The following is a 13,689-nucleotide window of genomic DNA, read 5'->3' on the forward strand; positions in this document are numbered from 1 at the left end:
GAGGAACATGAAGACGATACAATACGGCCTGCTGGTGCTTGTATTATTCCTGTCGGGCCTGAACAGTCAAATATATGCACAGGGAAACACCGCCGGTACAGATACCGGGGCATTGATATTTTCAGACATACAAGATCTGTCAGCTGTCGATAGCATTGCAGGCACTGATACCTCCGCTGTAGTGAGTACCCTGCAGCAGATGGAGCCGCAGGTAGCGCACCTGACACACCATTTAAGCCTGTTCACTATATTCCTGGGCGGATTGCTGGGTGGCTTTGCCGCAGTACTGTTACCCTGCATTTTCCCGATGCTGCCTTTAACGGTCGGCTTCTTTACCAAACGGCATCAAAACAGGCGCAAGGGAATCATCGACGCGCTCATATATGGTCTTTCTATCATCCTGATCTATGTGGGTCTGGGACTGCTGATCACGATCCTGTTTGGAGCTGATGCGCTGAACGCGATCTCAACAAATGGCATTTTTAACTTTAGCTTCTTCCTGTTACTGGTATTGTTTGCCGCCTCATTTTTTGGGGCTTTTGAAATTACCTTACCCGGTAGCTGGATGAATAAGGTAGGCAACAACAGCGGACAAAAAGGTCTTACCGGCATCTTCTTCATGGCGGCGGCGCTCGCCCTGGTATCTTTCAGCTGTACCGGCCCAATCATAGGTACATTGCTGGTAGAAGCGGCTGTATCAGGCGCCCGCCTGGGCCCTGCCATCGGTATGCTGGGCTTTGCACTGGCCCTCTCCCTGCCCTTCGTGTTGTTTGCACTGTTCCCCTCCTGGCTGACCAGTCTTCCAAAATCAGGCTCCTGGCTGAATAGTGTGAAAGTTTGTCTCGGCTTCCTTGAGTTGGCACTGTCCTTAAAGTTCCTGAGCAATGTGGACCTGGTTTATCACTGGCGACTGTTTGACAGAGAAGTATTCCTGGTGCTCTGGATCACTATTACCGCACTGGCTGGCCTTTATCTGCTGGGCAAGCTGAAATTCAGTCACGATAGTGATGAAAAACAGGTGTCAGTTCCAAGACTATTCATGGCCATTATCGTCCTTTCATTTTCGCTGTATATGGTTCCCGGACTTTGGGGAGCTCCATTGAAGGCCATATCAGCATTCCTTCCGCCCCAGTCAGGCCAGGACTTTGATCTGTATACCCGGCAGCTGAGTGCCGGCGCGGATAATCTGACAGGACAGCCGAACGATCGTCCGAGGAAATATGCCAACCTGTTTGATAAGCCAGCTGGCCTCAATCCCTTCTTTGACTACCAGGAAGGCATAGCATACGCAAAAAACGCCGGCAAACCAGTGCTGATCGATTTCACAGGTCACGCCTGTGTGAACTGCAGAAAAATGGAGGCTGCCGTATGGCCGGATAAAACAGTGTTGGGCCTGTTAAAGAACAGTTATGTACTCATTCAACTGTATGTGGATGATAAAACAACACTACCGGAAAACGAGCAATATGTCAGCCCTTTCAGCAAAAAGAGGATCACTACAATAGGGGCATTGAATAGTGATATACAGGCGAGGCAATTCAACGCAAACGCACAACCATTTTATGTGTTGCTCGACCCTGCTACACAAAAACAACTCGCAGCTCCCAGGGGGGCAGATTATGATCCTGCCAGCTATGCAGCTTATCTGAAAACAGGTATTGCATCTTTTGGCAGATAAAAAGGGCATTTTAAAATCGCTATATGATAAAGAAACAACTAATATTCATGCTCTGCCTGATCCTGGCAACAGGCGCAACAACACAACAAACAAAGGCGCCGCTACAACAGGGACGCTGGCATGCTTCGCTATTCCGAAATGACGGGAAGCAGATACCATTTGTTATCGAATTACGCTACGACCAGCAGCAGCTCTTCGCCTATATCGTCAACGGACGGGAAAAGATCAGGACAGAAAACATCTCTTTCAGCGAAGATTCAGCTGTTATAAGGATGCCTGTATTTGAATCCTTCTTCAGGGTCAGGAAAGTAGGTACCGACAGCTTGAATGGTGTATGGGTAAAAGGCGCAGAAGGTGAAGATATCATTGTTCCTTTCTCTGCTCGTCTGGCGGCAAACAGTACCGTTATGCCAGCTAAGGCAAAAGGCAGCATACAGGGAAAATGGTCTATGGAAATTACGCGCCCGAACCGGACTAAACGTCCGGCTGTGGGTAGTTTCACACAAAAGGGCAATAAAATATCAGGCTTCATCCTCACGCCATCGGCAGATTACCGTTACCTGGAAGGAACTATTGCCGGCGATTCCATACTGTTCTCCACATTCGACGGGAGTCACGCCATGCTCTTCCTGGCAAGGATCAGTGGCAATAAAATGAGCGGCACTTTTTATAATGGCGCCAGTGCTAAAGAAGACTGGGTGGCAACACGTAATGAACAGGCAGCCCTGCCACAGGCGAATGTTCCTGTAACTGCAGTAAGGGGAAGCGGTGAGGAAAAGCTCAATTTCAGTTTCAGAAATATTGACGGAGCGACAGTCTCCATCAATGATGCGCAGTATAAAGGTAAAGTGGTGGTATTGCAGGTAATGGGATCATGGTGCCCCAATTGTATGGATGAAACAGCCTTTCTGAGCGAATATTACCGCAAAAATAAAGACAGGGGAATAGAGGTGATTGCACTGGCTTATGAATTAAGCACTGACGAAAGCAGATCTGCCAACAGCCTCAGGAAGTTCCGTGAAAAGTTCAACGTGCCTTACCAGATGCTGATCACAGGTGCAACGGCGTCCGATCCTGAAAAAGCCGAAAAGACACTTCCACAGCTAACAGCACTTAAAAACTTCCCTACAACGATCTTTATTGACAGAGAAGGAAAGGTGAAAGCGATTGAAACCAATTTCTATGGTCCTGCTTCGAAAGAATATCACGAGAAATTCAAACGGGAGTTTGAAGAAACCGTGAATAAGCTTCTTCGTAAGTAATACTACATTAACAACATTACATGACATATTTAACAACGAAGCATTTCAGCCTTAATCACCCGCTTTGGCATAGAGAGAGGTTACCGTTCTTCTTGGCAGCGTTCGTATAAGTACAGCAATAACTTTTGCAAGGGTACCTGGTACAATTATCAGTCGCCCTTTCAATGTTTTCTTCACAGCTATTTCTCCCACTCTTTTCGGACTGACTGCCATTTTTTTTCCAAACCAACCAAATCTCTTCTCTGTTTCCCGTCTTATTTCCGGTTTAGTAAAAACAGGGCCGGGACAAAGGCAACTCACACTGATATGCTTTTTCTTCAACTGGTAGCGTAACGAATAACTAAAAAAGACAACAGCAGATTTTGTGGCAGAATACAGGTTCTTTATTGGAATGGGAGCAAAGCCAGCCATACTGGCAACATTCAGGATACAGGACGGAGCATTCTTCTCTAACAGGGGAAGTAATGTAAGGCTGAGTGCCATCATCGATTCAACATTCAACCTGACCATATAACGCAAGGTATCGAGCGAGGTAAGTAAATAGTCCCTGGGGCCGCCATGCCCCGCAACATTGCAAAGTACCTTCAGTTTAATATTCCTGTCCATACACCATTTGGCTATTTCCGTGGCCGATTCTTCCTTGCTTAGATCATGTACCAATATTTCTACATGAATTGCATATGCCGATTCAAGCTTTTGCTTTGCAGCCAGCAGACTATCAAGATGTCTTGCGATCAGGATCAGATTGTATTTTCGTTTGGCTAATGCTTCGGCAAGCGCATACCCGATCCCCTTACTTCCACCCGCAATCAAAGCATATGGCCGCGAACTGTCCGGGCTCACCACTGAAGTATCTATTTCATCCGGCAAAAAAGAAGTTTCGGTAAAATCACATGACTGACTATATCCACTCATCAAACCACTAAAGAAAATAAAGATCAGAATGAGTATCTTTTTCATAGCGTGACATTTTCCTGGTGATGTTATATAGATAGTACGATATCCCTATCCCCCCAAATGACACTATATACCGTGTAAAATCCGCCCTTTCACGATATACAGTGAGCCGGCCCCGTTCAAAACTCATACAAGTTAATAATAATCAGCAACTTATCCGCATGGCACATCGATTGTATTCACCTGGTCAAATCACCTAAACTATAAATCATGACAGCACTTACCCAAATCCTCCACAAGCTCTTTCCGGAGAAAGAAACACCTGTAACATTGGTACAAACAGCCCTGGAAGAAATACATGAAGACAATTCCTGCGAGGGATGTGAATTCCTGGACGAACCTGCCATGCGGGATGAATCACCTGAAGACGAAGGAAAAACCGCGTAGCCAGGTGCATTAAAATCTTAACATTAGTCAGACGATATGCACATTGGTAAATCCTACAAGTTATCCGACTTTCTCATCTGGACAAGAAGAAAGATATACATATTGCTCATCCTGGGCGCCCTGCCGGTAATACTATATCATGAACTGGGAATAAGATGGCTGGTGGTACCCTGGAACGTGGTATCACTACTGGGAACTGCCACGGCCTTTATTGTAGGTTTTAAAAACACCCAGACCTACAACCGTACCTGGCAGGCGCACGGCATCTGGGGCAATATCGACAGCAGCAGCAGGGCCTGGGGCATTGTGTGCCGGGATTACCTGACCGATGCAGCAGCGACCCGGACATTACTCGACCGCCACTTTGCCTGGCTCACTATCATGCGTTACCAGCTGCGGGAAGAACGTGTATGGGAAGTGGCAGACACTCACCATAATGCAGAATACCAGCAATACTACACCATTCCCGAGCGTCAAACAGACCTTGAAAAGGAGCTGTCGAAATACCTGTCGGCCGAAGACCAGACGGCTATTTCAGGCGTCCGCAACAAGGCAACACAGCTGCTGTCATTACAAAACAAGTGCGTGAAGGACATCTATAACACCCAGGCACTGGTACCCGCCCAGTACCTTGAAATGCAACGGATACTGAACACACTTTACAGCCTGCAGGGACAATGCGAATCCATTAAGGATACTCCCTACCCAAGGCAGTATGCTATCATCAATACCATCTTCGTCCGCATATTCTGTTTCCTGCTCCCTTTTGGCATGTTACAGGAATTTGACAAACTGGATAATATCGTAACAGGCGTTATGAAAGGACATATGATCTGGCTGATCATTCCCTTCAGTGTCATCATCTCCTGGATGTACACCGCATTGGAACAGGTGGGGGAAAGCACGGAGAATCCTTTTGAAGGCAGTGCCAACGACGTTCCCATCTCACAGCTCTGCCGGGCTATAGAGATAGATCTGCGGGAAATGATGGGTGAAAAGGAATTACCTCCTCCTATAAAAGCGCAGAACGACATTCTTATTTAACAAGAAAAAAAATTCACCGGAATTTGTCCAATAAGCAAAAACCGATTGTCATTAACACACAACAAAAAACCAGTAAAATGAAACAGAGGGTTAATTTTTATGAAAAAGGACAAAATGCATTAAAAACGCTCTTTACTATTGGCGCGTATCTCAAGAAATCTTCCCTGGACCAAAGGCTGATAGAACTGGTCGATTTCCGGGTATCTCAGATCAATAACTGTGCTTATTGCCTGGACATGCACTCAAAAGACGCCCGCGCTCATGGGGAAACAGAGCAGCGCCTGTACAGTATAAGTGCCTGGAGAGAAACGCCTTATTTTACAGAAAAAGAAAGAGCGGCGCTGGCCTGGGCAGAAGCGGTGACTGCCTGCCAGGTGCCTGATGAAGTGTATGCACAGGTAAAAGATCATTTCACCGAAGAAGAACTTGTTGACCTGACATTGGCTATTTCGTCTATTAATACGTGGAATCGTTTTAATATTGCATTTCCAATGCCTGATGCTGTAGGCACTTATAGGGTAGGGCAATTTGGCTGAGCCCTTATTACCGACATACTAAATCCACAATTATGAATGAATTCTTATTAGTGTTCCGCCGGGATTACAAAACGAAAGAAATTCAACCCTCTCCCGAAGAGCTGCAGGCACATCTGAGCCGCTGGAGGGATTGGCTACGCAGCCTGGAATCAGCAAATAAGCTTGCCAGGCCCCCGCAGCCCTGGGAAGCCAATGGAAGGGTGCTGAAGCACGATAAGAGTGTGACGGATGGTCCTTATGCAGAGATCAAAGAATCTATAGGTGGGTTTATAGTGATAAAGGCTGCCGATTATGAGGAAGCCCTGGAAATAGCGAAAGGCGCTCCTATCTTCGATCTGGGAGGTACCGTGGAGGTACGTATGGCAGTGAAATAGAAACTGTTGCACAACAAATAAAAATGCCTTCTTATTTTTGTAAGAAGGCATTTTTATTTGTTGTATGGAAGAGAGAGAGCTGCTACCACATTTATTCAGAACTGAGTACCAGAAAATAGTGTCGGTACTATGCTACCTGTTTGGCATCGAACACATAGCTGTAGCAGAAGATATTGTAAGCGATACATTTCTTACCGCTACTGAATCCTGGAGTGCCAAAGGCATCCCCGATAACCCCACCGCATGGTTGTACACCGTAGCCAAAAACAAAACAAAGAACTGGCTGAAGCGGAATACCTTCTTCCGGCAAAAGCTCATGGTAGACCTGCAACACAACATGCCGGCCGGAGAAGAGATTGAAATAGACCTGTCTGAACAGAATATTACCGACAGCCAGCTCGCCATGATATTTGCAGTATGCCACCCTGCCATTCCTACCGAATCACAGATAGCCCTTGCACTGAACCTGCTCTGCGGATTTGGGGCACAGGAAATTGCCGACGCCTACCTGACCAATAAGGAGGTGATCTACAAAAGGATCAACCGGGCAAAAGAAAAATTAAAAGAGGCAGATATAAAAATACAACAGCCAACCCTCGCAGAGATCAATGACCGCCTGGATGCCGTACTCAAAACATTGTACCTGCTTTTTTCCGAAGGCTACTACTCCACCTCCAATAACACGGTACTACGAAGAGACCTTTGCATAGAAGCGATGCGGCTGAATTATCTGCTGATAGATCATCCACACACCAACAAACCCGCCGTCAATGCGCTGCTGGCATTGATGTGCTTTCATGCCTCCCGCTTCGATGCGAGATTAAATGATACCGGTGGCCTCATCCTGTACGACGACCAGGATGAGACGCGCTGGAACCGGGAACTGATAGAACGGGGCGAGTACTACCTCAACGAAGCCGCTGCTGCTCCCACCCTCACCAAGTATCACCTCGAGGCTGGCATCGCCTACTGGCATACGCATAAGGCCAGTTCCGGAGAGAAATGGGAGAATATCCTTGACCTGTATAATCACCTGCTGATACTCGAGTACTCACCAATTGCCGCCTTAAACCGCACCTTTGCGCTGGCCAGGGTCAAAGGCAAACAACAGGCCATCGTGGAAGCAGAAAAACTCTCCTTAACCGGCAACTATTTTTACCACGCATTGTTAGGTAACCTATATACTGATATTGACGACCATAAAGCGCTGGAATACTATAAGACAGCTTTGCAGCTGGCCAATTCGCCGGCCGATAAAACATTAATGACAAAAAACATTGATCAGTTAAACCAAAAGCTGCAGAACTAATTCCTCCCTGTCCTTTTCAACATTATAGCAGGCTTTTTATGTAGAACACCAGCGGCATCGATGCAAACGTCAATGGAATAATGACCGCGAAGAGCCATATACCAGTGAATTGTATAACAGGCGTATATCTTTTCTGTACCATTCCCACCGTCCGGAAAGCGCTCTGAAAACCATGGTACAAATGATAGGATACCGCCACCATCGCTACCAGGTACAATAAGGAATACCACCACAGGCTAAAGCTATGCGCCACTATCGCATACAGGTCTTTCACTCGCACGATCTCAACATTGCTTTCTGTAGTCACGGCATATTCAAAATCAGGTGAGACCGGCTCATAAACGGCAGATGTCAGGGTTCCCGTCAGCAGTTCTTTCCGGTATTCCCTGTAAGTTCCCTCCATGAATTTATACCTGGCCCAGAAGTTACTCATATGTATAATAAGGAACAGGAAAATAATGCTGCCCAGCAATCCCATATTCAGGGAGGCCCATTTCACAGGCGTTTTGGGAGCAACCGCATATTTCACGGGACGTGCCTGGCTATTTTTCACCGTCAGCAAAAGTGCATAGAAAGCATGTATCAATATCGAGATGTACAGCCCATAGCTGATAATTTCAACAGGCAGGAAGTGGGTCATAAAATGGGCATAGATATTAAAGTTATAACCTTCATCGCCGGCAAACAAAGTAAGGTTGCCTCCCAGATGTACTATAAGGAAAAGGCATAGGAACAACCCTGTGATAGACATGATCAGTTTTCTGCCTATAGAAGAATGAAGGAATTGCGAAAAATTTATCATAGCAAATGGTTTTAATAAAGCCTTTACAACATGGTAAAGGCTTTATTTATGCTTTGTTCAGTAGTGTTTTCAGGCAGCGGTGATAGCCATACGTACTTCAACGATAGCACCGTATTTAATGATCGGACAGCCTTTTGCTATCTCTACTGCCTCATCGTAATCTTTTGCTTTTATCAGGAACAGGCCCCCGATAGATTCCTTGCCTTCGGCATAGGGCCCATTGTATACATGATCTTTCTTTTTCTCATGTTTAATAACGCGACCGTCAACATCCCAGCGTTTGGGAGGGGCTACCAGTTTATCCTGCGCCGCAATACCAGCTACCCATTCCTGATACGGCTTAAGGGCTTCTTTCATCTCCTCCGGGGAAGGTGCCGGGTTAGCGCTGGTCAGATCTCTGTGGATCACTAAGAGGAATTCTTGCATTTTTTCTGCGGTTTTAATGTTAATAATGATTGTTATTGACCTCAATATTGATGGTGGGACTTTCATGCCTACAGCAATGTTGTCTGCTGCAAATATGCCTGTTGCATGCCTTTGATGATAAGGGCAACATCTTCCTGCGACTTACCGGTTTTACGTTCGATCCTGGTATACAGCTCCGTTTCTTTACCTGCTTCAAACACCAGGTCTTCGTCCGAAAGTTCACTGAAACGCTGCCTGAGCAGCTTCTTCAATACCGGCCACTGGTATCCCCGGATATTCATTGTAGCATAGTTATTCGTCATCGTATTGGGTTGTCAGACCTGCCAGGCGCTGATGTGTCGTTGCGTTGCTGACCGGATGTCGCAGCCATATTGCGCCGGCGTCAGGAAAAAAAACTATGCGCGAACGGGTGGAAAGCGCATACCTGTTACAACAGCCGCAACGAGCTGACACCCGTCATCTTCGTTACAGGCAGCACATGGCAAATCGTGACAGCAGGTTTAAAAATTCCGGGTTACACGCTTACCGCCTGGCCGGCGAACCAGGTTTCGAAATCGATCTTGCCAATACGTGGATTCGGGCCGGGCACCAGCGACTGGTCATTCAGCGCTGCGCCGAAATACAAGGCATGCGGATCGGCAACAATGCTGCGCGGATCGCCTTTTTTAGCCAGGTAACGGCCTACCAGCGTAGCAAGACCGACCCTTTCCGGACCAGCAATTTCTACGATGCCATTGAGTGGCGCTCCCACTGCGACAGCAGTTACGGCATCAGCTACATCATCTGATGCAATAGGCTGCACAGCGGCGGGCGATAAATGAATGGCCTCACCTTTTGCGCCGGAAGCAGCAATACTTCCCAGGAACTCAAAGAACTGGGTAGAATGTATAATCGAGAATGGCAGGCCTGATTGCCTGATCAGGTTTTCCTGTACCTGTTTTGCACGCATATAACCACTGTCCTGCAGTCTTTCCGTACCTACTACCGACAAAGCGATATGATGCCTGACGCCTGCTTTGGCCTCTGCTGCCAGCAGGTTGCGACCTGAAGTTTCGAAGAACTCCATTACAGCCTTGTCTTCAAAGGAAGGAGAGTTAGCCAGGTCTATCACCACATCTGTGCCCTCCATTGCTTCCGAAAGCCCTTCACCCGTGATGGTGTTGACGCCTGAATTTGGAGATGCTGCAATTACTTCGTGGCCAAGTGCGCGAAGCCTGTTTACTGTCTTGGAGCCGATAAGGCCGGTGCCGCCGATTACTACTATTTTCATGATCTGAATGTTTAATGCCTGTATCCAGGCAGGAGTTAAAAAATTGATTAGTCTTACCCGTTATCCCCGGTTACCCTGTTGCCGGTTGGCGGGAAATGCGCTTCATCATTCATTGATTTCCGCCTACTATTTTACAAGCCGGATGCCATCCGGATAATCAATTAACAACCAACACAATACAAGCAAAACAGTGGTTTTCCTTTCACTTTATTAAGGGAATTGTCAGTGTCTTTCACTAAATACCGTGAGTGTTCCATCTGTATAAAATGAAAAAGGCCGGAACAGGATATGTTCCAGCCTTCATGATGAGGTATGACCACTTATTTTATAAAATAATCTGCTTTTGAGATACCCAGTTTCTTCATCTTGGAATGAAGCGTAGTACCGGGCACCTCCAGTATTTCTGCGGCCCCGCCTGCGCCTGAGATCTTACCACTGCATCTCTTCAGCACACCAATGATATGTGCGCGCTCAATCTGTTCCAGGGCCACATTATAGAACCCGGTGATCTGCTTATCTTTTTCTTCGTGCCTGGGCAGATGGATCTCTGTTAAGGTCTGCCCTTCGCACAACAGGATGCTTCTTTCTATCAGATGTTCCAGCTCCCTGACATTGCCCGGCCAATCATAAGCTTTTAATTCCTGCAATACCTGCGGAGAGATGCGGTTGACTTTTTTACCGGCATTTTTACTAAACTTAGCCACAAAGAAATTGGCCAGCGGCTCAATATCTTCCGGCCGTTCCCGCAATGGCGGCAGACTAATAGGGAACACGTTCAGCCTGTAATAGAGGTCAGACCTGAACCGGCCGGCCTGTACTTCAGCTTCCAGGTCACGGTTGGTGGCTGCAATGACACGCACATCCACCTTAATGGTAGACTTTCCTCCTATTCTCTCCAGTTCCCTTTCCTGCAGTACTCTTAACAATTTTACCTGCAGTTCCGGCGGCATCTCGCCTATTTCATCCAGGAACAATGTGCTGTTGTTTGCCAGCTCAAACTTACCGATCCTTCTGTCTATGGCACCGGTGAAGGCGCCTTTCTCATGGCCGAAAAGCTCACTTTCTATCAGGTGGGCAGGTAAAGCGGCGCAGTTCACTTTTACCATCAGTTTGTTCCTTCGGGGAGATGCATTGTGAATAGCCCGTGCGATCAATTCCTTGCCGGTACCCGTTTCGCCCAGTAACAGCACCGTCGAGCCGGATTCCGCCACCTGGGATATCAGGCGGTATACCTTCTGCATCTGGGTGCCACTGCCTACGATCTCTGAAAAATTGTAGATCGTTTTGATCTGCTCCCGCAGGTAATCATTCTCCATTTCCAGCTTCTGCTTGTAAGCAAGGATCTTTTCATTGGCGCGGATATTCGAGATGGCGATAGACACCTGTGCACAGATGCCTTTGAGAATAGTGAGATTGATCTCATCCATCAGCAGCCAGAATGTGCCCACAGCTACATTCCCTACGCGCAATGCAGCGCCGAAGGCATTCTTTGCCCCCACCTCTTTCCAGAGCTTAATATACTGCCCTGGGTTGCCCATCCGCAATTCTTCTTCCACATTGAAGATAACCGCTTCTTCACTCTCCAGCACCCTTGCCGTAAGCGGTTCATTTACATCAATATTTTTTGATGCCATCATTCTGAAGGTCTCGCTTACTTTTTCAAAGGTACTTTCATCGTATATATAAGGCCTGAGCGTAAGACCGTCATCTTCTATAATGCGGATCATGGCCAGCTTTACCTTCAACACTTTTTGCAGTACCTCGGAAATGGTCTCTTTCAGTTCTTCTTTTGTACGTACACAAGCGATGTTATGACTGAATTCAACCAGGAATGATTGTTCCCTTTCCCTGCGGAGCAGTTCTTCATTGGCCATGATGTTGGACATGGCAACGGAAGTCTGCGCGCATATGCCCTGCAACAGCGGTATATTCACTTCTTCAATACCTAACCATAAAATACCCAGTTTGGTATCTCCTGTACGCAAAGCCGTGCCTACCATTGTTTTGAGCCCCATTCTCTTCCAGAATTGCAGGTACCTGGAAGTATTTCCCCGGTTCATCTCCACATTTACACTGAAGAGAAGGGGAATTTCACTGTCGAGCACCCTGTTCTGCAACCCGTCTTGAATAGGGAACCTGGTATTAATGATTTCCTGCAGTTCATCATCGTCATCAGGAATATTAAGGGCGTCATATACATAGGCACTTACAGTAGACCTGTCGTCATTGATCTTCCGGATAACATACCCCAGCTGCGGTTTTAGTTTCCGAAGACACTTACGCAGTACTTCCGCAAGATCTTCCTTACTTCTTACCCCGGCAATATCGCTACTGAAATCCAGCAGGAATGATTTTTCATTCTCTCTTTTCAATATCTCCTCATTGGCCGATATATTACTGATGGCGGTAAAGACCTGGCCGGATATACGCTGGAGAATACTTACAGCCTCTTTTCCGAAAGTCCCTGTTCTATCACCAAACAACATCAGGCTATACTTTGAGGAACCATTGTCGCCCAGTATCTTCACGATCATTTCCCGCGCCCCCATTTCATAATGCAGCTTAAACCACAAAGGCGCTTTGTCTATATCGAAGGCATCCATATTAAAGACCAGCGGCTTGTAATAAAGGGAGGCGATATCGTAAATACCGTCTTCAACAGGGCTGGGCATTTCAAGCACATCGCCATAGTCTGTCAGTTCCCTGAATCCCGCATCGGCATCAGCCAGGTAGGCTTTATAGTATTCTTCCGATTCGTCCATCACCGTCATCATACTGTGAGAAAAACCGATGACCTCCCGCAGGCCGGAGTTAAGCACATTCAGCATGTCCTGGCGGCTCCTGACCTTCACCATATCATTACTTAAAGACAACAGCACTTCGTTCAGCCTTTCCTCCCGGCTTATTTCCTCATTCCTGATGATATTGATCACCGCACCTGATATCTGGGGGGCAATCCCCTTTATAATACTTTTGAACTCGTCGGTAAAGTCATTGACATTAACAACATACATATGCAGGAAGCCTATCACCTGCCCTTTGCTTTTAAGAGGGGTCATTAGGATCTCCCTCACGCCACCATCATAGTTCACTCTCAGAAAAGGAGGACTTCCCGGCGCATCCATAATATCTTCCAGGATAAAGGAACTGGGGGCGTCATTTTCCATCACCTGTTGAATAAACGGTTCATCCAGCGGAAAATGTCCTGCAACGAGAGCAGGGTAATCCGCATGCTCTTTAATGGGGGAAGATTTGGGATCGAGTAAAAAGGGGCAATATACCCTTGCTTCATAGTCTATCAGGCTAACAATGGCATGGGAAAAAGGGAAGATGGACTTGAGTCGCGATGAAAATAAAACGATCAGGTCATTCTTCTCCCTGACCTTGGTGATGTCATCGCCTAATTCCAGAAGTATCCTGCGCTCGTTCTCCAATCGCTTTATCCGTTGGTCCGGCACAGTGCTCAAGTCTTTACCACTCCCCGTTTCCGGTTTTCCGTTCACAGTTATGCTCTTCATATTTTTCATGCTATAAATTAACAGATTGATAAATGTGTGCAGCTGCTTTTATATACATGACAATCGAAAAATGATATCTGGACAAATGCTGTCTATTATTTCACCGTCTATAAAATTTACTCATTT

At 46.7% G+C, this 13,689-nt stretch carries 13 protein-coding genes; 7 read left to right on the forward strand and 6 right to left on the reverse strand.

Annotated features, from left to right (window positions below; all coding sequences use genetic code 11):
* Window positions 1–7: 7 nt before the first annotated feature.
* Both MYF79_RS31515 and MYF79_RS31520 read left to right on the forward strand, forming a co-directional pair.
* A complete protein-coding gene (locus MYF79_RS31515; RefSeq protein WP_247811783.1) occupies window positions 8–1,678 on the forward strand; it encodes a protein-disulfide reductase DsbD family protein in 1,671 nt (556 codons plus the stop codon).
* Window positions 1,679–1,701: 23 nt separating this feature from the next.
* Window positions 1,702–2,940 (forward strand): peroxiredoxin family protein, encoded by a 1,239-nt coding sequence (locus MYF79_RS31520; RefSeq protein ID WP_247811784.1) that lies wholly within the window; start codon window positions 1,702–1,704, stop codon window positions 2,938–2,940.
* 51 nt (window positions 2,941–2,991) lie between these two features.
* On the opposite strand, the gene MYF79_RS31525 is transcribed toward MYF79_RS31520, so the two are convergent.
* Window positions 2,992–3,900, reverse strand: a complete 909-nt coding sequence (locus MYF79_RS31525; RefSeq protein WP_247811785.1) for an SDR family NAD(P)-dependent oxidoreductase — start codon at window positions 3,898–3,900, stop codon at window positions 2,992–2,994.
* A gap of 207 nt (window positions 3,901–4,107) precedes the next feature.
* On the opposite strand from MYF79_RS31525, the gene MYF79_RS31530 reads away from it, so the two are divergent.
* The 5 genes from MYF79_RS31530 (at window position 4,108) to MYF79_RS31550 (ending at window position 7,547) form a co-directional block, all read left to right on the forward strand.
* Window positions 4,108–4,284, forward strand: coding sequence for a hypothetical protein (locus MYF79_RS31530; RefSeq protein WP_247811786.1), 177 nt, complete (start codon window positions 4,108–4,110; stop codon window positions 4,282–4,284).
* Window positions 4,285–4,320: 36 nt separating this feature from the next.
* Complete coding sequence (locus tag MYF79_RS31535) at window positions 4,321–5,328, forward strand: bestrophin family protein (RefSeq protein ID WP_247811787.1); 1,008 nt, start codon at window positions 4,321–4,323, stop codon at window positions 5,326–5,328.
* 77 nt (window positions 5,329–5,405) lie between these two features.
* Window positions 5,406–5,864, forward strand: a complete 459-nt coding sequence (locus tag MYF79_RS31540) for a carboxymuconolactone decarboxylase family protein (RefSeq protein ID WP_247811788.1) — start codon at window positions 5,406–5,408, stop codon at window positions 5,862–5,864.
* A gap of 32 nt (window positions 5,865–5,896) precedes the next feature.
* Window positions 5,897–6,238 (forward strand): YciI family protein, encoded by a 342-nt coding sequence (locus MYF79_RS31545; protein WP_247811789.1) that lies wholly within the window; start codon window positions 5,897–5,899, stop codon window positions 6,236–6,238.
* 64 nt (window positions 6,239–6,302) lie between these two features.
* On the forward strand, window positions 6,303–7,547 hold the full coding sequence (locus MYF79_RS31550) for an RNA polymerase sigma factor (RefSeq protein WP_247811790.1): 1,245 nt from the start codon (window positions 6,303–6,305) through the stop codon (window positions 7,545–7,547).
* Between the two features lie 22 nt (window positions 7,548–7,569).
* Here the strand turns inward: MYF79_RS31550 and MYF79_RS31555 are convergent, their stop codons facing one another.
* The 5 genes from MYF79_RS31555 to MYF79_RS31575 all read right to left on the reverse strand — a co-directional run bounded on the left by MYF79_RS31555 (window position 7,570) and on the right by MYF79_RS31575 (window position 13,563).
* Complete coding sequence (locus MYF79_RS31555) at window positions 7,570–8,349, reverse strand: succinate dehydrogenase cytochrome b subunit (protein ID WP_247811791.1); 780 nt, start codon at window positions 8,347–8,349, stop codon at window positions 7,570–7,572.
* Between the two features lie 69 nt (window positions 8,350–8,418).
* Window positions 8,419–8,775: a YciI family protein gene (locus MYF79_RS31560; RefSeq protein ID WP_247811792.1), complete on the reverse strand. Its 357-nt coding sequence runs from the start codon at window positions 8,773–8,775 to the stop codon at window positions 8,419–8,421.
* 68 nt (window positions 8,776–8,843) lie between these two features.
* The gene (locus tag MYF79_RS31565) at window positions 8,844–9,077 is read right to left on the reverse strand and encodes a hypothetical protein (RefSeq protein ID WP_247811793.1); all 234 of its coding nucleotides are present in this window, start codon (window positions 9,075–9,077) and stop codon (window positions 8,844–8,846) included.
* Window positions 9,078–9,289: 212 nt separating this feature from the next.
* A complete protein-coding gene (locus tag MYF79_RS31570; protein ID WP_247811794.1) occupies window positions 9,290–10,045 on the reverse strand; it encodes an SDR family oxidoreductase in 756 nt (251 codons plus the stop codon).
* 320 nt (window positions 10,046–10,365) lie between these two features.
* Window positions 10,366–13,563, reverse strand: a complete 3,198-nt coding sequence (locus tag MYF79_RS31575; protein WP_247811795.1) for a sigma 54-interacting transcriptional regulator — start codon at window positions 13,561–13,563, stop codon at window positions 10,366–10,368.
* Between the last annotated feature and the right edge of the window lie 126 nt (window positions 13,564–13,689).

Source organism: Chitinophaga filiformis, from assembly GCF_023100805.1.
In the GTDB taxonomy this organism is placed as follows: domain Bacteria; phylum Bacteroidota; class Bacteroidia; order Chitinophagales; family Chitinophagaceae; genus Chitinophaga; species Chitinophaga filiformis_B.